23 protein-coding genes are annotated in these 21,000 nt (G+C 62.8%); 13 read left to right on the plus strand and 10 right to left on the minus strand.

Annotated features, from left to right (window positions below):
* Positions 1 to 34 precede the first annotated feature (34 nt).
* Both ACR0K1_RS20465 and ACR0K1_RS20470 read left to right on the plus strand, forming a co-directional pair.
* Entirely contained in the window at positions 35 to 763 is a 729-nt protein-coding gene (locus tag ACR0K1_RS20465) for a molybdopterin cofactor-binding domain-containing protein (protein WP_480616220.1), read from the plus strand.
* A complete protein-coding gene (locus tag ACR0K1_RS20470; RefSeq protein WP_480616218.1) occupies positions 741 to 1,817 on the plus strand; it encodes a DUF2235 domain-containing protein in 1,077 nt (358 codons plus the stop codon). Before ACR0K1_RS20465 ends, ACR0K1_RS20470 begins: the two co-directional genes overlap by 23 nt.
* A 9-nt stretch (positions 1,818 to 1,826) precedes the next feature.
* Here ACR0K1_RS20470 and ACR0K1_RS20475 read toward each other — a convergent pair whose 3' ends face one another.
* Positions 1,827 to 2,471 carry an NUDIX hydrolase gene (locus ACR0K1_RS20475; protein ID WP_480616216.1) on the minus strand — a complete coding sequence of 215 codons (645 nt, stop codon included), beginning with the start codon at positions 2,469 to 2,471 and terminating at the stop codon, positions 1,827 to 1,829.
* A gap of 5 nt (positions 2,472 to 2,476) precedes the next feature.
* Positions 2,477 to 3,052: a GcrA family cell cycle regulator gene (locus tag ACR0K1_RS20480; RefSeq protein ID WP_480616214.1), complete on the minus strand. Its 576-nt coding sequence runs from the start codon at positions 3,050 to 3,052 to the stop codon at positions 2,477 to 2,479.
* 125 nt (positions 3,053 to 3,177) lie between these two features.
* Between ACR0K1_RS20480 and ACR0K1_RS20485 the strand changes: the two genes are divergently transcribed.
* On the plus strand, positions 3,178 to 3,981 hold the full coding sequence (locus tag ACR0K1_RS20485) for an ABC transporter permease (RefSeq protein WP_480616212.1): 804 nt from the start codon (positions 3,178 to 3,180) through the stop codon (positions 3,979 to 3,981).
* Here the strand turns inward: ACR0K1_RS20485 and ACR0K1_RS20490 are convergent.
* Complete coding sequence (locus ACR0K1_RS20490) at positions 3,963 to 4,856, minus strand: DMT family transporter (RefSeq protein WP_480616210.1); 894 nt, start codon at positions 4,854 to 4,856, stop codon at positions 3,963 to 3,965. The two genes, ACR0K1_RS20485 and ACR0K1_RS20490, sit on opposite strands and share 19 nt — an antisense overlap.
* 292 nt (positions 4,857 to 5,148) lie before the next feature.
* Between ACR0K1_RS20490 and ACR0K1_RS20495 the strand changes: the two genes are divergently transcribed.
* The 3 genes from ACR0K1_RS20495 to ACR0K1_RS20505 all read left to right on the plus strand — a co-directional run bounded on the left by ACR0K1_RS20495 (position 5,149) and on the right by ACR0K1_RS20505 (position 7,697).
* Entirely contained in the window at positions 5,149 to 6,336 is a 1,188-nt protein-coding gene (locus ACR0K1_RS20495) for an acetylornithine transaminase (RefSeq protein ID WP_480616208.1), read from the plus strand.
* A gap of 74 nt (positions 6,337 to 6,410) precedes the next feature.
* Positions 6,411 to 7,337 carry an ornithine carbamoyltransferase gene (argF, locus tag ACR0K1_RS20500; RefSeq protein WP_480616206.1) on the plus strand — a complete coding sequence of 309 codons (927 nt, stop codon included), beginning with the start codon at positions 6,411 to 6,413 and terminating at the stop codon, positions 7,335 to 7,337.
* A 12-nt stretch (positions 7,338 to 7,349) separates the two neighbouring features.
* Positions 7,350 to 7,697, plus strand: coding sequence for a 5-carboxymethyl-2-hydroxymuconate Delta-isomerase (locus tag ACR0K1_RS20505; protein WP_480851762.1), 348 nt, complete (start codon positions 7,350 to 7,352; stop codon positions 7,695 to 7,697).
* Between the two features lie 26 nt (positions 7,698 to 7,723).
* On the opposite strand, the gene ACR0K1_RS20510 is transcribed toward ACR0K1_RS20505, so the two are convergent.
* Together ACR0K1_RS20510 and ACR0K1_RS20515 are read right to left on the minus strand one after the other, a co-directional pair.
* Positions 7,724 to 8,323, minus strand: a complete 600-nt coding sequence (locus ACR0K1_RS20510) for a ferric reductase-like transmembrane domain-containing protein (protein ID WP_480616202.1) — start codon at positions 8,321 to 8,323, stop codon at positions 7,724 to 7,726.
* A gap of 6 nt (positions 8,324 to 8,329) precedes the next feature.
* A complete protein-coding gene (locus tag ACR0K1_RS20515) occupies positions 8,330 to 8,809 on the minus strand; it encodes a twin-arginine translocation pathway signal (protein WP_480616200.1) in 480 nt (159 codons plus the stop codon).
* 200 nt (positions 8,810 to 9,009) lie between these two features.
* Here ACR0K1_RS20515 and ACR0K1_RS20520 point away from each other — a divergent pair, with 200 nt between their 5' ends.
* The 3 genes from ACR0K1_RS20520 to ACR0K1_RS20530 all read left to right on the plus strand — a co-directional run bounded on the left by ACR0K1_RS20520 (position 9,010) and on the right by ACR0K1_RS20530 (position 11,981).
* Positions 9,010 to 9,852, plus strand: coding sequence for a phytanoyl-CoA dioxygenase family protein (locus tag ACR0K1_RS20520; RefSeq protein WP_480851763.1), 843 nt, complete (start codon positions 9,010 to 9,012; stop codon positions 9,850 to 9,852).
* Between the two features lie 112 nt (positions 9,853 to 9,964).
* Complete coding sequence (locus tag ACR0K1_RS20525; RefSeq protein WP_480616196.1) at positions 9,965 to 10,948, plus strand: pirin family protein; 984 nt, start codon at positions 9,965 to 9,967, stop codon at positions 10,946 to 10,948.
* A gap of 58 nt (positions 10,949 to 11,006) precedes the next feature.
* Complete coding sequence (locus ACR0K1_RS20530; RefSeq protein ID WP_480851764.1) at positions 11,007 to 11,981, plus strand: 2-dehydropantoate 2-reductase; 975 nt, start codon at positions 11,007 to 11,009, stop codon at positions 11,979 to 11,981.
* Positions 11,982 to 11,989: 8 nt separating this feature from the next.
* Here ACR0K1_RS20530 and ACR0K1_RS20535 read toward each other — a convergent pair whose 3' ends face one another.
* From ACR0K1_RS20535 to hrpB, 3 genes are all read right to left on the minus strand, one after another.
* On the minus strand, positions 11,990 to 13,468 hold the full coding sequence (locus tag ACR0K1_RS20535) for an inorganic phosphate transporter (protein ID WP_480616192.1): 1,479 nt from the start codon (positions 13,466 to 13,468) through the stop codon (positions 11,990 to 11,992).
* 91 nt (positions 13,469 to 13,559) lie between these two features.
* On the minus strand, positions 13,560 to 14,018 hold the full coding sequence (locus tag ACR0K1_RS20540; RefSeq protein WP_480616190.1) for an NUDIX hydrolase: 459 nt from the start codon (positions 14,016 to 14,018) through the stop codon (positions 13,560 to 13,562).
* A gap of 118 nt (positions 14,019 to 14,136) precedes the next feature.
* Positions 14,137 to 16,590 (minus strand): ATP-dependent helicase HrpB, encoded by a 2,454-nt coding sequence (gene hrpB / locus ACR0K1_RS20545; RefSeq protein ID WP_480851765.1) that lies wholly within the window; start codon positions 16,588 to 16,590, stop codon positions 14,137 to 14,139.
* A gap of 173 nt (positions 16,591 to 16,763) precedes the next feature.
* On the opposite strand from hrpB, the gene meaB reads away from it, so the two are divergent.
* The 4 genes from meaB to ACR0K1_RS20565 all read left to right on the plus strand — a co-directional run bounded on the left by meaB (position 16,764) and on the right by ACR0K1_RS20565 (position 19,529).
* Positions 16,764 to 17,735 (plus strand): methylmalonyl Co-A mutase-associated GTPase MeaB, encoded by a 972-nt coding sequence (gene meaB, locus ACR0K1_RS20550; protein WP_480616331.1) that lies wholly within the window; start codon positions 16,764 to 16,766, stop codon positions 17,733 to 17,735.
* A gap of 233 nt (positions 17,736 to 17,968) precedes the next feature.
* The gene (gene rpmB / locus ACR0K1_RS20555; RefSeq protein WP_480616186.1) at positions 17,969 to 18,256 is read left to right on the plus strand and encodes a 50S ribosomal protein L28; all 288 of its coding nucleotides are present in this window, start codon (positions 17,969 to 17,971) and stop codon (positions 18,254 to 18,256) included.
* A gap of 477 nt (positions 18,257 to 18,733) precedes the next feature.
* Positions 18,734 to 19,015: a hypothetical protein gene (locus ACR0K1_RS20560; protein WP_480616184.1), complete on the plus strand. Its 282-nt coding sequence runs from the start codon at positions 18,734 to 18,736 to the stop codon at positions 19,013 to 19,015.
* 40 nt (positions 19,016 to 19,055) lie between these two features.
* Positions 19,056 to 19,529, plus strand: coding sequence for a copper chaperone PCu(A)C (locus tag ACR0K1_RS20565; RefSeq protein ID WP_480851766.1), 474 nt, complete (start codon positions 19,056 to 19,058; stop codon positions 19,527 to 19,529).
* A 93-nt stretch (positions 19,530 to 19,622) separates the two neighbouring features.
* Here ACR0K1_RS20565 and ACR0K1_RS20570 read toward each other — a convergent pair whose 3' ends face one another.
* Positions 19,623 to 20,231, minus strand: a complete 609-nt coding sequence (locus ACR0K1_RS20570) for an HdeD family acid-resistance protein (RefSeq protein ID WP_480616180.1) — start codon at positions 20,229 to 20,231, stop codon at positions 19,623 to 19,625.
* A 60-nt stretch (positions 20,232 to 20,291) separates the two neighbouring features.
* Positions 20,292 to 20,993, minus strand: coding sequence for an NAD-dependent deacylase (locus tag ACR0K1_RS20575; protein ID WP_480851767.1), 702 nt, complete (start codon positions 20,991 to 20,993; stop codon positions 20,292 to 20,294).
* Positions 20,994 to 21,000 lie beyond the last annotated feature (7 nt).

Consider the following 21,000-nt stretch of genomic DNA (forward strand, 5'->3'; position numbering starts at 1 on the left):
AAATTGAGGGTCAGCGCCTGCAATATCGGAAGGATTGCGAAAGGGGAAGGGTCTGCGCGCGGCTCCGGGCGGATACCCGTCGATCACGCAGCACAGTGCGGCGGCACCGGCCATAATTGGCGTCCTGATCGCCCCATTCACGCCCCAACTTGCCGATAGAGTAAGAGGCAAGGAAATTGATGTGACCTTTGACTATGACACCCTTCCTGCGCCAGGTTCGAGCCTGACGCCCACCCGGCCCGAGGTCGCCGCGATGGCGCGCGCCGAACTGCTTCGGCTCAGGGCACAGGCCCGCAACTGTCTGGACAGGGGGCTGGGTGGCAATGTCGTGATTGATTCTTACATTGGCGAATTTCGGGGCCGCGGCTGCACCGCGCTTGACGATTTCGGAAACTTTATCAATTGGATGGGAGTCAATGATAAGGTGCGTTACAACATGCACCGAGACATCGGTCAGGCGCTGAACGAGCGTGTTGTACATGATGCGCAGGGGCAACTGCTCACGGCTTCGTTGATGGATTACGCCTTGCCCCGTGCGGCTGAGATACCCATGATTAAGTTTACCTCGGCGCCGGTTCCGTCAACGGCCAACCCGATGGGGATGAAAGGCTGTGGCGAGGCCGGGACCGTAGGCGCGCTGGCCGCGGTGGCAAACGCGGTGCAGGATGCGCTCTGGGATCACGGGGTGCGGCAGGCGGATATGCCTTTCACACCTCACAAAGTATGGGAATTGCTGAACAATGGTTCTGTCGCGGCTGAGTAGAAAGGTACTGGGATGGCTCGGGCGGCCCTTACGGTCCGAGCATTCTGCCGAGGCGCTCCATCGCGAACCGATCAGCCATGTCATTATTCTGGACGGCACCATGTCGACGCTGGAACCAGGCCGCGAAACCCACGCAGGCCAGACCCTGCGCCTGTGCTGCGAAATGGGCAGCAAGGTCTCGGTATTCTATGAGGCCGGGGTGCAGTGGGAAAGCTGGAAATCCTCGCTGGACGTGATGATGGGGCGAGGCATCAACCGCCAGATCCGCCGCGCCTATGGCTATCTGGCGTCGCGCTACAAACCGGGCGACCGCATCTATTTCATCGGCTATTCGCGCGGGGCCTATGGGGTGCGCAGTCTTGCGGGTGTGATCGACATGATCGGGCTGCTCAAGGCCGAACACGCGACCGAGCGCAATATCAAGCAGGCGTACCGCCACTATGAATGCAATCCCAGCGGCATGGCGGCCCGCGATTTTCGCCGCAATTTCTGCCACGAAGATGTAGCGATTGAGATGATTGGCGTCTGGGACACCGTCAAGGCGCTGGGCCTGCGGCTGCCATTGCTCTGGCGCTGGGCCGAGGACCGGCATGCCTTCCACAACCACCAGCTTGGCCCCGCCACCCGTCACGGCTATCACGCCATGGCGTTGGACGAAACGCGTGAGGTGTTCGAGCCGGTGCTGTGGAAGTGTACCCCCGAATTCCAAGGCCATGTGGAGCAGGTCTGGTTCCGCGGCACCCACGGCGATGTCGGCGGGCAATTGAACGGGTTTGAACAGGCCCGCCCCCTGAGCAACATTTCCCTGATTTGGATGCTGGACAAGGCCGAGATGCACGGTCTGCCGCTGCCCGAAGGCTGGCGAGACCGCTTCCCGACCTCAACCACTGCCCCCTCGGTCGGCACCTGGCGCGGCTGGGGCAAGATTTTCCTGCTGCGCAAGCACCGGAAGGTCGGGCGGGATCAATCCGAACGGCTGCATGTTTCGGTGGCACCAGATGAGTTGCCCCGGTGGGTGCCGATGCCGGACTTGCCGTCGCACCCGGCGCAATAGACGTTTTGCCTAGTCAAACGACGCCTGGATGTGGCCCGACGCACTTGCCTGAAACGCGCCCTGAATATCGGTTCGCAGATTCCTGACCAAAGACAATTCGGGCAAAGCGTCCGGCGCAAAGAACGCGGCTTCGCTGGTTTCCGAGCCGGGAACAGGATCGCCTTTGCCCAACTCGTGACAGAGAAAGAACAGTTTGTAGAAATCCCGTGCATCCGCCGGGTAGGGGTGCCGGGCCTTGTGGCGTAGCGCGAACAGATGCCGCGCCCGGACCTTCAGCCCGGCTTCTTCCCATACTTCCCGTTCTGCGTTTTCCGCCGGAGAACTGCCGATATCCGCAAAACCACCCGGCAACGACCACCGCCCGTCGCTGCGTTCGCGTACCAGCAGAATGCGACCGTCGCGGATGACAGCCCCCCGGATGTCGATGCTGGGCGTTGCATAACCGCCGACATGTTCCGAGATCAGCCCTTCGATCCGCGACAGCGGTACGCGGCCCAGATCGGCCAGCATGGTGCGGGCCATCTGGGCGATCTCGTCATAGCGTTCGCGGTCAAAGGGGTCTTTGGTGAAGTGCTGGCCGGTTTCGGCCAGCGCCAGCAGGCGTTTTGCACGGGCCAGCCAGGTATCCTCCATCGCTGTCGGATCCTGGCGCATTGCCCTTACCGCCGCCGGTCGCGGCGCGAGCTCATTGGCTGAAAGGCCACGCCCACATGCGCCTCGCAATAGGGTTTGCCAGCTTCGACCGGCAGGCCGCAGAACCAAAAATCCTCGGTCGCGGGGTCGCCGACGGGCCATTTGCAGGTTTTTTCGGTCAGTTCCATCAGCGACAGCTTCTTCGCTTTCTTCTCGACCTCATTGACCTTGGCCAGCGCCTCAGGGCTGATTTCGTTGGCCGAGGGCTGCGGCGGCAGCGGCTGACCGGCGGGGATGATCTGGCGGCGCGCCGGTATGGCCGGTTTTGCCTCAGCTGCCGGGGCCGGGGCAGGGCGTGCCGGTTCGGTCTTGGGCGCCGGTTTCGGCTTGGCCTCGGCCTTGGGCGCGGGGGCCGGTTTTTCCTTGGGCTCGGCTTTCGCCGGGGCTGCACCGGTTGCACGGTTCGACAGGCCCAGACGGTGCACCTTGCCGATCACCGCATTGCGGGTCACGCCGCCCAGTTCCTTGGCGATCTGGCTGGCCGACTGGCCCTCGCCCCACATCTTTTTCAGCAGCTCTACACGCTCGTCAGTCCAGGACATCATTTGCCTTTCAAAAGCGGAAAGCGGCCCCGGATTCGGGCCGCCTTGGGAATTCGTCTCAGCCCCCTATTTTAATCACTGCTGCCCGAGTTACAAGCGGCTTCGAATCAGCTATGGGGCGGATCATGCAGAATCTCATGGATCACGATGCACGCCGCTTTGGGGCGGTGAACTGGATGGGCCTTTACACGCTGGCGCAGCGTGAAACGCAGCGCTTCCTGGCGGTCTGGACGCAAACATTGCTGGCCCCGCTGGTGACTGCGGGCCTGTTCCTGCTGATCTTCAACATCGCCATCGGCCCCAGCCGGTCGGATGTGATGGGCGTGCCCTTCCTGACTTTTCTGGCCCCCGGCATCATGATGATGACGGTGATCCAGAATGCCTTTGCCAACACGTCCTCGTCGATGGTGATTGCCAAGGTGCAGGGCAATATCGTCGATACGCTGATGCCGCCGCTGTCGCCGCTGGAAATCCTGCTGGGCTATCTGGCCGGAGGCATCGTGCGCGGTGTCCTGATCGCCTGTGTCGTGGCAACCGCGCTGGCGCTTGTGCTGGGTCTGGTGCCGCAGCATCCGCTGATTGCGCTGGTTTTCGTGGTCCTCGGCGGGGCCTTCATGGGCGCGCTGGGGCTGCTGGCGGGGATTTTTGCCAACAAGTTCGACCAAATGGCGGCGATCACCAACTTCATCGTGACGCCCTTGGCCTTCCTGTCAGGCACCTTCTATTCTGTTCAGGCCCTGCCGCCGGTGCTGAACGCGATCAGCCACGTGAACCCTGTGTTTTATCTGATCGACGGGCTGCGCTACGGCATGATCGGCGTGTCGGACAGCGCGCCGCTGCTGGGCGGTGCCGTGTGCGCCGTGGCGACTTTGCTGGTCTGCGCGCTGATCTGGCAGATGCTGCGGACGGGCTACCGGCTCAAAGCCTGACGGTGAATGGCCTCGCGCCAGACCAGGATCAGCCCGCCCGCAAGGATGATGGCCGATCCGGTCAGGCTGATCCCGTCCGGCACAACGCCAAACACGACAAAGTCGAAAAAGGCCGCGAAGATCAACGTTGCATAGCTGATTGGCGCCACGAATGAGGCATCCGCCCGCGCCATCCCATTGACGAAACAGGCTTGCGCGCAGGCCATCAGCACACCGATCCCTGCCAGCGCGGCCCATTGCGCGGGTGTCGGCATCTGAAACACGAAACTCACCGCGACCGAGGCGATCGTCAGCCCCATCGTGTTGTTGATCAGCAGAATCTGGATCGGACTCTCGCGGCCCGAGAGTTTCTTGATGAAAATCACCTCCATCCCGATCATGGCCGCAGCGGTCAGGGCCAGCAGGGCGGCGGGCTGAAAACTCGCCGCCGTGGGCCGCAGCAGGATCAGCGCCCCGGTCAGGGCCACCGCAGCGGCCAGCCAACGCCACGGGCCGACGCCTTCTTTCAGCAGCGGGATCGCCAGAACCATCGCGAAGACCGGGTTCAGAAAGGATATCGCGGTGGCATCGGCAATCGGGATGAACGCGACCGAGGCGAACATCAGCGTGATCCCGACCCAGCCGAAACTTGTGCGCCCGATATGCAGACCCCAATGCGGGCGGCGCAGGCGCGGACGCAGAATGCCTACGGCGCAGATGATCGTCAGAAAGGCAAACAGGAACCGCCCATGGCTGATCTGCATCGGATGCAGCGCCGGCCCCAGCGTATCGGTGCCCAAAGCCTTGGCCAGCAGGGTCGTGCTGGCCATGAACGAACTGGCGGCGACAATCAGCAGCGCCGCAAGGGGTGGATTATGGGCCTTGGCAACGAACATGTGCCAGCGGTGATGCAGGGCGGGGCAAATGGCAAGCGCGAAATGGCGTCTCAATCTGAAAGTGCGTCGCCGGGAATTTTCAGGGTTTTCAGGCTGCGTTGTGCCCGCTATACGGCCCCTCATGATCAAACACGCACATATCCTGCGCCTCCGACGCCGACGCTTTGCCGCGTAACCGGCCCGTTTGATCTGTGTGCGCAGGCCAAATCTGCGCAATCCCCACCAAATCAGTTGACGAACACGGCCCTGTTGTATCACTCACAGGGCTTAACCTAGCGAAAAGGATGATCCGATGATCCCGTCCGTTCTGCCGACCTATAACCGTGCGCCCCTGAGTTTCGTGAAGGGCGAAGGCGCCTGGCTGACCGAGGCGGATGGCCGACGTTTTCTGGACCTCGGCGCCGGGATCGCGGTGAACGCGCTGGGTCACGCGCATCCCGCGCTGGTCAACGCGCTGACCGAACAGGCGCATGCGCTGTGGCATGTCTCGAACCTCTACAACATCCCGCAACAGCAGGCGCTGGCCGACAGGCTGGTGGAACATACCTTTGCCGACACGGTGTTCTTCACCAATTCGGGCACCGAATCCTGTGAACTGGCCGTGAAAATGGCCCGCAAGTATTTCTATGACAAAGGCCAGCCCGACCGGGTCGAAATCCTCACCTTCGACGGCTCGTTCCACGGCCGGTCCTCGGCCGGGATCGCTGCCGCTGGTGGCGAGAAAATGACCAAAGGCTTCGGCCCGCTGCTGCCCGGATTCGTGCACCTGACCTTCGGCGATCTGGATGGCGTCACCAACGCCATCTCCGACAAAACCGCCGCCATCCTGATCGAACCCATTCAGGGCGAAGGCGGCATCCGCCCCGTCCCGGATGCGGAACTGAAAGCCCTACGCCAGATCTGCGACGACCATGGCCTGCTGCTGATCCTGGACGAGGTGCAATGCGGCGTCGGGCGCACCGGTAAGCTCTTCGCCCATGAATGGGCCGGGATCACCCCCGATATCATGATGGTCGCCAAAGGCATCGGCGGCGGCTTCCCCCTGGGCGCGGTTCTGGCCACCGAAGACGCGGCCAGCGGCATGACCGCAGGCACCCACGGCTCGACATACGGGGGCAACCCGCTGGGCTGCGCCGTCGGTTGCGCGGTGATCGACCAGGTCGCCACGCCCGCGTTCCTCGAAGGCGTTAACCGCAAGGCGGGGCTGCTGCGGCAGAAGCTTGAAGGCCTGATCGCCGACCACCCAGACGTGTTCGAAGAGGTGCGCGGCGCGGGCCTCATGCTGGGCCTGAAATGCAAGCCCGCCAATATCGACGTGGTCAATGCAGGTTATGACAACGAGGTCATCACCGTCCCCGCCGCCGACAACGTGATCCGCCTGCTGCCGCCGCTGACCCTGACCGAGGATGACATCGCCCAGGCCCTGATCCGCCTCGATAAGGCCGCCACACAGGTTGAATCCAATCTGGCCACTGCCTGATCTTCATCTTTTCTCAAATACTCCGGGGGTGTGGGGGCTGGCCCCCACCCGCCATCAGCCAAAAGCGACACGATATGAACCACTTCCTCGATATCCACAAGACCGACGCCACAGCGTTGCGGTCCATGATCGACCAGGCCAGCGCCATGAAACAAGCCCGTCTTGGCCGGCCCAAAGCCGCCCCGGATGACGAACAGCCGCTGGCAGGCCGCATGGTGGCGCTGATCTTTGAAAAGCCGTCGACCCGTACGCGCGTTTCCTTCGATGTGGGTGTCCGTCAGATGGGCGGTCAGACCATGGTGCTGTCCGGCAAGGACATGCAATTGGGTCACGGAGAAACCATCGCCGACACCGCCCGCGTGCTGTCGCGCTATGTCGACATGATCATGATCCGGACGTTTGACGAAACGATCCTGACCGAGATGGCTGAATATTCGGACGTGCCCGTGATCAACGGCCTGACCGATCGCACCCATCCCTGCCAGATCATGGCCGATGTCCAGACCTTCGAGGAACACCGCGGGCCCATCGCGGGCAAAAAGGTGGTCTGGACCGGCGACGGCAACAATGTCTGCGCCTCGTTCCTGCACGCGGCGGGCCAGTTCGGTTTTGACCTCACTTTCACCGGCCCCGCCCAGTTCGACCCCGAGGAAGAGTTCATGGGTTTCGCCCGCCAGAAGGGTTCGAAAATCGTGGTCGAACGGGACGCCTATAAAGCGGTCGAAGGCGCAGACCTTGTGGTGGCCGATACATGGGTCTCGATGCATGACAGCCAGTCCGCCAAGGAACGCCGCCACAACCTGCTGCGCCCCTATCAGGTGAACGCTGACCTCATGTCCCACGCCAAGCCGGATGCGCTGTTCATGCACTGCCTGCCCGCGCACCGCGAGGAGGAAGCCACTTCCGAGGTCATGGACGGCCCCAACTCGGTCATCTTCGATGAGGCCGAAAACCGCCTGCACGCGCAAAAAGCGGTGATGCGCTGGTGTCTGGGCGTCTAACGGGACGACACCATGCCCCATGTGACATTGGAGTTCTCGAAAGGCATCGAACAGACCCATGATGTTCAGGCCATCTGCGACCGGCTGTTCTCGGTCCTGGCGGAACATCCCGAATTCGACGCCGACACGATCAAGATCCGCGCCGCGCCGGTCGCCTACTATCGTATCGGCTCAGAGCCTCAGAGCTTTGTTCATGCCACACTATTGCTGATGCAGGGCCGGGACGAGGCGACGCGCAGGGCGCTCAACGCGATTATTCTGGATGTTCTGGCCGGGGCCATGCCCGAGGTTGGAAGCATCACGGTGCAAGACGTTCAGATGGACCGTGCTTCATATGCCAAACGGCTGGCCGGACCATAACCCGGCACCCGGCGGCGCATCCGCGTTCAGGTGCGCCGCCCGATCTCCCAGATGCGAAGCTTGATCACCGTCGCTGCGCTTGCCAATACAACCAGTACACACAGCACAACCTTGGTCATGACCTCCATCGTGCCCTCGATCAACAGCGCGTGCACCACGCTGCCCGATATGGTGACGATGGCCAGCCCCGCGTGGGTCAGTCGCCAGAGGCGAAATCGCACCCCCAGCCGCTGCCGGTAAATGCCCAGAAAAGCCGCAGAAAACGCCGCCCACATCGCGGTCACACCCCAGACCGAAAACGGCGTGGGTGAGACGAAAAGCAAAGCGTCCACAACATCCGGCGGGCTGGTCAGCCACAGTCCGACCACATGGATCACAATCGCCGTTATCAGCGCCAGACCGCACACCCTGTGCCAGCGACGGCTGACCATCGCGGACAGACCGGGCAACCAGCGCCCGGCCAGCAAGGGTTGCATCAGCAACAGGCACATGCTGATAACCCCGGCAAACCCGGCAACGATGTAGACCGGTTGCCGCCACGCCAGCAAAGGGCTGAACGCCGCCGCGATGACCGGCACCGAGAGGGCCACAATCAGCGCGCCCCAGATTACAACATTGCGACGCACTGAAGCTCAGGCAGGCTGCAACACGAAATGCGCCGCCAGGGTCTTGTCTTTGGAACTGGCCATGACCGGGCGCAGAAAGACCGTCTCGAACTCGCCGCTATCATACGCCAGATGCCCGTGCGGCTGGCCAAAAGCGGGTACGATCTGGGGCATTTCCAGCCGGAACGCGCCGTTCGCATCGGTCAGTGTCGCGCCATGGCTGCGTTGGTCGCGTTCGTGCCCCTCGGTCGTGTGGGCCCAGATTTGAATGCGTTGGTTGGGCAGGGGCGCTCCGTCGCCCGCGCGCCGTACCGTGCCCGTCATCCAGAACCCGCCACCGCCGATCCGGTCGACGATGGGCGCGCCGGGGCGATAGTTGTTGGACCCGCCGCGCATCGACCGCGTGGGCTCAAGCCCCGCCGCACGCGCTGGAACCCAAAGGCCGGTGGCCACTGCGGCAGTTCCCGCGGCAATCACGGAACGGCGGGAGAAAAGCAATTCAGTCATCAAGCGACCTCCTGCAAATAGGCAATCCATTCGGGTCAGTCTGCGGCATCCATTGTCCAAGATAGCACGCTTTCCGCGGATTCCGAGATCGATCGGGCAGAGAATCGCGACCGCTCGCGGGACCAAAGCGGCCAGACCGAAACTCTTTGACGCCACGCGAGCCGGGATGTCATCCTTTGGATCGTCCGGAAAGGTAGCCAATGACGATGCAAAACCAGGTCACACGCGAAGATATCGCCGCGTTTCAGCGGGACGGGGCGGTTGTTCTGAGGTCGAAATTCTCTGCCGACTGGCTGGACCTGCTGCGCGACGGCATCGACGCCGACCTCGCACGCCCCACGGACAATTTCACCCGCCACACCAAAGACCCGCGCGCGCCGGCCTATTTCGAAGACTACTGGGCGTGGAACAAGATCCCGCAATTTACGAAGTTTGTCCGCCAGTCCCCCTGCGCGCCCCTTGCCGCTGGATTGCTGGAGGCCCCGTCGGTTAATCTCGTCATGGATAACTGGTTCCTGCGCGAGGCCGGATCGACCTCGCGCCCGCCCTTCCATCAGGACCTGTCCTATTTCGATTTCGAAGGCACGATGTGTGTGCTCTGGCTGCCGCTGGAGCCAGTGAGCAAGGAAAACGGCATCGCGTTCGTGAAGGGCTCTCATTTGTGGGAAAAGCTGTTCATGCGCGTGCGGTTTGCCGACGGGCATCCCAGCTATGATCCGACCGAGGTCGCGGGCCAGACCTATCATCCGCCTCCGGATATCAACGCCGATCCCGGCGCCTATGACCTGCTGCAATGGGATATGGAGCCCGGCGATTGCATTTTCTTCGACATGCGCACCCTGCATGGCGGTTTGTCCTCGACCACGCCGACCGAGACCGTGCGCCGGTTCACCCTCAGAATGACCGCGCCGGACGGTGTGATCCGCTATCGCGGCAACTGGGCCAAAGACGAGCGCGCCCAGTTCGAGGCCGCAGGCTATCGCGAAGGCGACCGGATTGCCGGGCCGTTTTTCCCACAGCTCTGGCCGCGCGAGCAGGCTTAGCAATTGCACCTGATATGTGCGGTGGCGCACTTTTCATTCAAATTGCCTGCTCTACATTTGCAATCACGAACAAGGTGTCAATTGCGGCCCCACAGGATTTTGGAGAACAGGCATGAGTTGGAACCCCACCCACACCCCAGAATGCGTGTCCGAAAACCCGGCGCTGGAAACGCTGATCATCCCGCGCGCCCGCGATCTGGGCGGGTTCGAGGTGCGCCGCGCCTTGCCCTCGGTCCAGCGCCAGCTTGTGGGTCCGTTCATCTTCTTCGACCAGATGGGTCCTGCCGAGTTCATCACCGAAGGCGGCATCGATGTGCGCCCGCACCCGCATATCGGGCTGGGCACCGTGACTTATCTGTATCAGGGCGAATTCGAACATCGCGACAGCCTGGGCACCCATCAGATGATCTATCCCGGCGAGGTGAACTGGATGGTCGCCGGACGCGGCGTGACCCATTCCGAACGCACCAGCGACGAAACCCGAGGCACAAAACACAGCCTGTTCGGCATCCAGACCTGGATTGCGCTGCCCGAAGCGCAGGAGGATATGGCCCCCGATTTCGAACACCACAAACAGGGCGCGCTGCCCCATATTCAGGACACAGGCGTAAGCGCGCGGCTGATCCTTGGCTCGGCCTATGGCGAGAACAGCCCGGTCACCATGCTGTCGGAAACCTTTTATCTGGACGTGCAACTGGACCCCGGCGCATCCTTCCCGCTGCCCGACGATCATGAGGATCGCGGCGTTTATGTCACCGAAGGCTCGGTCGAAATCGCCGGGGACATGTTCGATGCGGGCCGCATGATGGTGTTCCGCCCGGGTGATCGGCTCTCGGCCAAGGCCGGGCCTCTGGGCGCGCGGCTGATGCTGCTGGGCGGGGCGACGCTGAACGAGGATCGCTATATCTGGTGGAATTTCGTCTCATCCTCGAAAGAAAAAATCGAAACCGCGACGCGTGAATGGAAAGCGGCAGATTGGGCCAACGGGGCCTTCCACCTGCCGCCCGGTGACGATCAGGAGTTCATTCCCATCTCGGATGAACTGCAGCAGACAAAGCCTAGACGGGCAAAAACGGCCCGGCAGGGTCAGGGTTAACCATACTTGCGCGATAATGAATTCCCGGCGATCCTTCCATCAGGTGAGGAGGGTCGCCATGAAGATCGTGTTTGCGGGCGCAGGCAGCATTGGCTGCTACTGCGGGGGCTTGCTGGCGCATGCGGGTCATGATGTGACTTTGCTGGGCCGCGCCCATGTGCTGGACCCGATCCGGGCGCATGGGCTGACGCTGACGGATTTGTCGGGTCTGCGCCGTTCCGTGCCCGCCGCCAATCTGACCCTTGATGAAAATCCCGAAAGCCTTGGCGCTGCCGAACTGGTCATCGTGACGGTCAAATCCGTCGCGACGCCGGGTATGGCCGAACTGATCGCCGCCAATGCGCCGGAAGCAGCACCGGTCCTGTCGTGGCAAAACGGGATGGAGAACGCGCGCATCCTGCGCGCCGCCCTGCCGGGGCGAGACGTGCGCGCCGGGATGGTGCCCTTCAACGTGGTGCCGACCGAAACAGCGACCTATCACCGGGCCACGTCGGGTGAGATTGTCATTCAGTCGGGACCCGGTGGTCTGGCCGAACAACTCGACAATCCCGACCTGCCGGTGACCGAAAGCGATGAGATTGAGGCGGTGCAGTGGGGCAAGCTGGTCATCAACCTCAACAATGCGCTCAATGCCCTGTCGGGTCTGACACTGGTTGAGCAATTGCTGAACCGCACGTGGCGGCACCTGATGGCAGATCAGATGTCCGAGGCTTTGACCGTTCTGAAAGCCGCCGGTCACCCCGTTGCGTCGACCACGCCGCTGCCCGCGTGGATGACGCCCCATATCCTGCGTTTGCCGACACCGTTGTTCACCCGCATTGCCGCGCGCATGCTGACCATTGACCCCAATGCCCGAACATCGATGGCATACGATCTGTCGGCTGGCCGCCCCACGGAAATCGACTGCCTGCAGGGAGAGATCATACGTCTCGGTCAGGCAACCGGGACACCGACGCCGCTCTGTGTGCGGGTGTCGGACCTGATCAAACACGCGCCCGAGACGTCGCTGACGCCGGATCAGATCAGGCCCTGAACTCCGGGTCAGGCAAAGGCGGTCAGCATCCAGAAGATCACGGCCGACATGGTTGCCGCGGCCGGAACCGTGACAACCCAGGCCGCCACAATGGTCATGAAATGCGACCGCCGGACCAGCTTGCGCCTTTGATGCTCTTCCCGCGCCAACCTCTGGCCCGAAGGGCGCTGCAGGTTGGACAGTTTCCACCGCCGCTCCAGATGCCATTCGCGGTAAAACCCGACGCCGAACACGGCCCCGACAGCGATATGGGTGGAACTGACCGGCAGCCCCAGCCAACTTGCGACGATCACGGTGATCGCCGCCGAAAGCGCCACGCAAAAGGCGCGCATCGGGTTCAGGCGTGTGATCTGGCTGCCCACCATGCGGATCAGCTTGGGGCCGAACAGGAACAGGCCGAAAGAGATGCCGAACGCGCCGATGATCATCACCCATGAGGGAATGGCAACCTGCGCCGCAAACCCGCCGGATTTCGCCGCATAGACGATGCCCGCCAATGGTCCCACCGCATTGGCGACATCATTGGCCCCATGCGCGAAGCTGAGGAATGTGGCTGACACCGCCAGCGGCAGGCCGAACAGGGTTTTCAGCGACCGCGTGCGGTTCTCCAGCCCTTCGGATTTCCGCCGCACCCAGGGGCCGGTGACAACCCAGGTGATCAGACCCGCGACCAGCCCGATCAGAGCCGCCGTTCCAAGCTCGACCGAGACGATCCGCGCCAGACCCTTGACGGCCAGATAGGTGGTAAATGTCGCCGCCATCAGCGCCACAAGCAGCGGCACCCAGAACCGGGCGGCGGCGATTTTGTCGTCCTGATACTGAATCCTGGATTTGATCAGCGCCAGAAAACCCGCGGCAATCACGCCGCCCAGAAGGGGCGAGATCACCCAACTGGCGGTAATCGTGCCCATCGTGTTCCAGTTCACCGCGCCCAATCCTGCGGCGGCGATGCCCGCGCCCATGACGCCGCCCACAACCGAATGCGTGGTCGAAACCGGGGCCCCGACCCAGGTCGCCAGATTGACCCACATGGCCGAGGATATCAGCGCCGCCATCATCGCCCAGATGAAGACCGAGCTGTTCTGCACTGAGGCGGGATCGATAATGTCCTGCGAGATGGTCGCAACCACGTCGCCGCCGGCCAGCAACGCACCCGCGCTTTCGGCTACGGCGGCAATCGAGATCGCGGCCCCCATGGACATCGCGTTGGCCCCAACCGCCGGGCCCATGTTGTTTGCTACGTCGTTGGCACCGATATTGATCGCCATATAGGCCCCAAAGGCCGCTGCGGCGACAACAATCAGGCTGCCATGCGCCTGACCGAACAGCACGGCGGCCATCAGCCCGGCCAGCGCCATGAAGACCATCACCATCCCCGGCGCAAACAGGGGGCGCGAGACATGCGAGTTCGCCGACTCGACCCGCGATATGCGGTTCAGGTCGTCGTCCAGCGTCTGCCAACGCGATTTGGAACGGGTATCCGGCATTCTTCCCTGCGGTTTTTCTGATTGACATCTGGCGCTATCGGTTTCCTCGCCCGGTGGCAACCGCAATGGCGCTGAAACGCCACCCGTATGATCAGATTTGATGCAGCAGTGCGCTCAGCTCAGGTTCGTCCACGCGTTCAGCAGCGACCTGCGGCGACACCCAGCACCGCTCGCGCTCATGCGCCTCGGGGAAGCTGTCGGACAATTCGTGGACATGGATGCGGTAGACGCTGGTCAGGACCGGCTGTGCCGAACCGTCCTTGAGTAACTTGTCGTAGGTGTACTGGCCAACAGGCTCTTTTTCGACATCTGCCGTTTGCACACCGGCTTCTTCCCATGCCTCCTGCCGGGCGGTTTCCGCCCCGTCCAGCCCGTCGATGGGCCAGCCTTTGGGGATAACCCAGCGTTTGGTTTCCCGGCTGGTAATCAGCAAAACCTCGTGATCCGACCCGTTTGCCCGCGTGCAAAGCGCCGCAAACTGCACCCGTCTGGGGCGGAGGAACAATGGTCGCCCGACCTCATCCCAGAGTTTTTGAAGCACGGAAATCATGTGTCTTGTGTTCTGGCCGGTGTGTTGTTTCAGGTAGGTTAAAATAACTGTGAAATGCGTTTTTTCAATGAAACCGTTATTAATTAACAAGTTACGTTCGGAATTCGGCAATTATACGTCAGTCGCGCCTGCGTTTGGCGCGCAATGTGGGATCGGCCTGAGTGGGGTCTTCGGGCCAGGGGTGCTTGGGATATTGCGCCCGCATATCCTTGCGGACATCCGCGTAGGACCCGGCCCAGAATCCCGGCAGGTCGCGGGTAATCTGGATCGGGCGCTGGGCGGGTGACAGCAGAGTGATCTTCAGCGGCGCGCCACCGACTATCGGATGCCGGGTGACACCGAACATCTCTTGCAACCTGACCGAGATTTCGGGGGCGGCGTTGCTGTAGTCAATCGGCACCTTGCGGCCCAGTGGTGTCTCGAATGCGCCCGGTGCCCGGCGGTTCAGTTCCTGCGTCTGTGTCCAGTCCAGCCGCGCCCGCAGCGCAGGGACCGGATCGAACCGCTTCCACTCCTCGGCATTGCGCACCCCGGTCAGCATCGGCAGCAGCCAGTCTTCCAGATCGGCCATCAGCCCGGCTTCCGAGAAATCCGGCAGGTCCACCCCGTCGGCGCGCACCAGTTCCACCCGCGCCGCCAGCCGGGCGGCCGCCCCGTTCAGCCGCAACCCCAGATCGCGCACGCCATCCAGCATGGCCCGCGCTACCGCTTGTTCCGGCACGTCTTTCCAGACGCGGTCCGTTAAGGTAATCGCGCCCAGCCGCTCCTGCCGCCGGGCGATCACGCGCCGGTCCCGTTTCGACCATTCACAGGTCTCGACCCATTCGATCTGATCGGCAAACAGGTCCCGGATTTCATGTTCCGAGATCTGTGCGGCCATCCGAACCCGAGCCTCGCGCGGATCTCCATCGGTGTCGATCACCACCAGATAAGGCGCCGCGGCAAGCGTGTCCCCGCGGTCGAGCACGACGCCCTTGCCACCCGACAACACATATCGCGGCGCATCCCCCTTGCGCCGCTGCCCGATCCGGTCGGGATAGGCCAAAGCTGCCATCGCCGCCATGCTTAGGTCATCGGGCCCATCCCCTGACTGCGCGCGCAAACGTTTGGTCTCGGCCTTGATCCGGTCGATGGTGCCCGCATTGGCTTGCCAGACCCGATTGCGCTGAAACGCGCGAAGGTCGCGCAGGGCCTCCATCCGCAGCAGCATATCGGCAGGAGCGCCCTTCAACGGGTCCCGCTCGGCCATCATCGCGGCAAGGGGCGCAGCCTGCGCGCCCGCCGTTACCAGCATATGGCCCAAACGAGGATGCAGGGGCAGTGCCGCCAAGGCCCGCCCATGCCCGGTGATCCGCCCCTTGCCGTCGAATGCGCCCAGCATCCCAAGCAACGCCCGCGCCTCGGCCAGTGCACCTTCGGGCGGCGGCGTCAGAAAGGCCAGATCGCCCGCATCCGCCCCCCAAAGCGCCAGTTCCAGCGCCAGACCGGTCAGATCCGCCGCTTCAATCTCGGCAGGTGGATAGGCGGCCAATGCCCCGTCTTCCCCCTTGGACCACAGCCGGTAACAGACCCCTTCGGCGACACGTCCCGCGCGCCCGGCCCGCTGAGTGGCCTCGGCCCGCGTGACCCGCTCGGTCACCAGCCGCGACATGCCCGAACCGGGATCGAACCGCGCCCGCCGCGCCTGTCCCATATCCACGACCACCCGAATGTCCGGTATGGTCAGCGAGGTTTCGGCAATCGACGTCGCCAGAACCACTTTGCGCCCGGCCTCGACCGGCGCAATCGCCGCGCGCTGGGCGGCAAAGGGCAGGGCCCCGAACAACGGACGCAGGGCGCAATCCTGCGGCAGGCGGCTTGTTAAAGCCGCTTCCGCCCGCCGGATTTCGCCCTCGCCGGGTAGAAACACCAGCATGCCGCCGCCGGTACCGCGCGTCTCACGCTCGGCCTGCACCACCAGATCGACAAGCGCATCCAGTCGCCGCGTCTTGGGTCCCATCGGGCGGTCCAGCCAGCGTGTTTCAACCGGGTAACTGCGCCCCTCGGACGTCACCAGCGGGGCCTGCATCAACCGGCTTACGGGGTCGGCATCCAGCGTCGCCGACATCGCCAGAAGGATCAGATCATCGCGCAGTGCCTCGGTGACCTCGAGGCATAGCGCCAACCCCAGATCGGCGTTCAGCGAGCGTTCGTGGAATTCATCGAATATCACTGCGCTGATGCCTGGCAGGTCAGGCTCGGATTGCAGCATCCGGGTCAGGATACCCTCGGTCACAACCTCGATCCGCGTCGCTTTGGACACTTTCGCGTCGCCCCGCACGCGGTAGCCGACGGTTTGCCCTGCCCGTTCGCCCAGGGTCTCGGCCATACGTTCAGCCGCCGCCCGCGCGGCCAGACGCCGGGGCTCCAGCATCACGATCTTGCCGTCGCACAGGCCGGCCTCAAGCATCGCAAGCGGAACCCGCGTGGTCTTCCCCGCGCCCGGAGGGGCCTGCAGCACGGCCCGGCCATGGGCTTTCAGCGCGGCCAAAAGCTCGGGGATGGCGTCGTTGATGGGCAGGCGGTGCGTCATTCCGGCTTTATCCGCCAAGTGGTGCCTAAGGTCTAGCGCCACCGTTTCGCATGGGGATCGGCGGCAACAGTAACCGGCGCAGTCTGCGCATGGCAGATTTCCGTACAGGTGTGGGCTGGACAAATCGCCCCCGGCGGCGGCAAGTAGGCGTGCCGCAACAGATCGGGGTCGACATGGACATAGACAGCCTGAGTGACAGGATTTTGAACGGAGAACGCCGCGCCCTGGCCCGTGCCATCACGCTGGTCGAAAGTGGCCGCGCCGATCACCGTGCGCAGGCGGCCGAGTTGCTGGCCCGTCTGTCGCAATCCGACCGGCAATCGTTGCGCATCGGCCTGTCGGGCACACCGGGTGTGGGCAAATCCACCTTCATCGAAAGCTTCGGCATGATGCTGACAGGGCAGGGGCTGCGCGTTGCGGTTCTGGCAGTCGATCCCAGCTCGGCCCGCTCGGGCGGCTCGATTCTGGGCGACAAGACCCGGATGGAGCGTTTGAGTCGCGAGAAAAACGCGTTCATCCGCCCGTCCCCCAGCCAAAGCCACTTGGGCGGTGTCGCCCGTCGGACGCGCGAGGCGATCGCCCTGTGCGAGGCGGCGGGATATGATGTGGTCCTGATCGAAACGGTCGGTGTTGGCCAATCGGAAACTGTAGTGTCCGAGATGTCCGACCTGTTCCTGCTGCTTTTGGCCCCTGCCGGAGGGGATGAATTACAGGGTGTCAAACGCGGCATCATGGAAATGGCCGACATGATACTGATCAACAAGGCCGATGGAGACCTCAAGGCCACAGCCACCCGCACCTGCGCCGACTACGCGGGCGCGCTGCGCCTGCTGCGCAAACGCCCGCAGGACCCTGAAAGCTTTCCCAAGGCCATGACCGTCTCGGCGGTCGAAGAACATGGCCTGACCGATGCCTGGACCGAAATGCAGACCCTCGCGGAATGGCGGCGCGAGGCCGGGCACTGGGCCACAAACCGCGCGGCGCAGGCCCAGTACTGGTTTGAGCAAGAGGTGCGCCATGCCCTGTTGGCAAAGCTGGAAACGGCGCAGGCCAAAGCCGATATGGCGGCGCTGAACGCAAAGGTGTCAACAGGCCAGATCAGCCCCGGTGCCGCAGCGGAGAAGATGCTGGCAAGCCTCACCTGACAAAGACACGGCACCCCTTCATCTTTTCCCAAATACTCCCGCCGGGGGCATGGCCCGCAAGGGCCATTTCCATGCCCGGAACCAATGTCGAAGAATTCCTGCGATCCGTCTTGACCCTTCCGGCGATTCCCACTACACGCATCCAACCAGTTTTCGGGCGCGACTTCGGGTTGCGCCCCTTGTGATTTGGCCGTGGGCGGTTTGCCCGGCCTCCAGAAACAAAGGAAGAAACCATGTCGCGCCGTTGCGAACTGACCGGAAAAGGCCCGATGACTGGCAACAATGTCAGCCACGCCAAAAACAGAACTCGTCGTCGTTTCCTGCCCAACCTGAACGACGTTACCCTGCAGTCGGAAACCCTGGGCCGTGGCGTCAAGCTGCGCATCTCGGCGGCGGCGCTGCGTTCGGTTGACCACCGCGGTGGTCTGGACGCGTTCCTGGCTAAAGCCAAGGACGAAGACCTGTCCGCGAACGCACTGAAAGTGAAAAAGGAAATCGCCAAGGCACAAGCCTCGGCCTAAGCCTTTCGCGCTTAAAGAATTTTTAGCCCTGTGCCCCCAGTGGCGCAGGGCTTCTTGGTTTCAGGTTGAGGCGCGGCCATCGCTTTGTTTCTAAAATCGGAACAAAAACCCGCGTTTGGTGACATGGTTCACAGACAAGGCCCCCGTCCGTGCGCAAGACTATGGGCATCCAACTGACGGGGCTAACAAATGTCATTTAAGAGTTCATATATTTTTATCCTGCTTTCGTCGCTGTACCGCAGAACCTTTTCGGCCTGTAACCGGATGCAGCGTTGGGTGAACCGGTCGCATACAAGCCTTACAAAAGGGTCTGTGAAACGACGCGGACTGGACTATTGAAAACAGGCTTCAAGCGCGACCCTTTGGCGCTTGAAGCCATCCCTTTTCAGGGCCTATACCAAGGCCAGGATGAGAGCCGGAAAAGCTAAAATTCTGCCTGTTTTACTGTCGCTTCTGTTGGTTGCGACAGGGCAGAGCGTGGCCGCATCGCGCGGGGTCGACAATGCCGTCGGCCAGATGGTGCTGTGCACCGGGACAGGTCCCGTCGTGGTCTATATGGACCGGGACGGTCGGCCGACGCGCGCCCCGCACTATTGTCCGGATTATGCGCTGTTCTTGCTCGGGGCGCTTGCTGCGCCACCATCTCTGTTGCCTGAAAAACCGCAGCAGGCCCTGCCTGCGCCGGTGCGGAAGGCCGGAAATCTGGTTGCACTGCCAATTCCCCAAAGACCGGCGCGCGCGCCGCCTGTTCTGGTTTGAAAACACTCAAAATTTCAAACTGTTATACAGGAGAGGCGCGATGTCCCTCAAAACTACTCTGCTTGCAGCCCTGGCCGCTGCCGCGCTGGCCGTTCCCGCCTTTGCCGAAGGCCCAATCGTGGTTGATGACGCCTATGCCCGCTCGGGCGGCAAAGCCGCCAAGGCCGGTGCTGCCTTTATGATCATTGAAAATCAGGGCGAGACCGATGATCGCCTGATCGGAGTAACCTCGGACGCGGCGGCGCGGGTCGAATTGCATACGCACAAGATCAATGACGATGGCGTAGCCCAGATGGTGCATGTCGAAGAAGGCTTTGTAATTCCCGCGGGGGAAGCCCACAGCCTGAAACGTGGCGGGGATCACGTGATGTTCATGGGTCTGACCCAGCCGTTCGAACAGGGTGCAACCGTGCCGGTCACGCTGATCTTCGAACAGGCGGGCGAGGTTCAGTTGGATATCCCGGTCGATCTTGAGCGTCAGGACCACGGCGGCCACGGCGCGCATTCGAACTGAGGCCACGCCTGTCTTCGGGTCGCATTACGACCGTCATCCACGCGTCAGGCCGGGCTTTGCCCGGCCTGTTGCCGTTCCGGACGACGCTGCGCGTTACCTGTTGATGTTTTTCATCCCGACCCGGTCGCCCGCCTGCCGAAAGCGCGAGGCGAGCCAGAACATCACGACAGCCATGGCCAGCGCGCCAAAGGCAATGACCCACCCCAGCGCGACGAAGACGACCGTTGGCCAGACCATCAGCATCAGCCCAAACAGAAGGGCAACAAACCCGGAAACCCGCATCGACCCGCGTTGCGGATCACTCTCATGCATCTGCTGGGTTGCCGCCAATGCGCCGATCCCAATGATCAAAATCCAGACCCCGATCAGGAAAAAGGCAATCCTGACGGTGCCTTCGGGCCAGATCAGCAATACCAGCCCGATAAGAGCCGCACCAATCCCCACGCCGCCGATCAGGCCGCGCCGTCCGAAGCCCAGCAGCGTCAGACCGCCGTCCAGGACCAGCAGCACCCCGACCAGCCGCACCAGCAATTCGATGCCCTGTTTCGGCCAGAACAGCGCTGCGACGCCCACAGCGGCGGCGGCAAGCCCCCGCAACAGAAAGGTCCACCAGAGGCTGGCCAGTTGTTCGCTCAACTGGTCGCGGCCTTTCATGCTGCCGTCCTCGAGAATTTCGCCGGTCCGGGGGTCTTGATCTGTCATGGGTCGCCCTGAAGTTGCTATGCGTTCACAATAGCCGGGAAAAAACCGGTCTGTCTGCAGTCATTGCGTGGGTTGGTTCAGCAATTGATCGACCCAGCGCGGAACCGTCTCGGTGGCCTTGCCCACAAGCCGTTCGGCAAACCCCGATGCGCCGAAAGAGGGTTCCAGATTGATCTCGACCGTATGCGCTCCGGCGGCGCGCGCCTCGTGCACGAAATTGGCCGCCGGATAGACCTGACCCGAGGTCCCGATTGCGGCGAAAACGGACGCGCTGGCCAGATGATCGAAGATCTCGTCCATGTGATAGGGCATTTCGCCGAACCAGACCACGTCGGGCCGCGCCATCGGGGCGGCGCAGGCGGGGCAGGACTCACCAACCTCCATTTCAGGCGGTGACGACCAGCGATGCCCGCAATTGGCGCAAAGCGCCCCGGCCAGAGTGCCATGCATGTGGACCACGTCCGTTGCCCCGCCGGCCTCATGCAACCCGTCCACGTTCTGGGTGACGATCACCACCTCGCCGGGCCACTCCCGCTGCAGCCGGGCCAGCGCCTGATGGGCTGCGTTGGGCTGCACCTTGGCGGCCTGCACGCGGCGGGCATTGTAGATCCCCTGCACCAGCGCCGGGTTGCGGGCAAAGGCTTCGGGCGTGGCGACATCCTCGATCCGGTGTTTCGCCCACAGCCCATCTTCATCGCGAAACGTGCTGAGCCCGCTTTCGGCGGATATTCCGGCCCCGGTGAGTATGACGATCTTTTCCATTTGCCCT

The sequence above is a fragment of the Ruegeria sp. F5 genome (assembly GCF_056533845.1).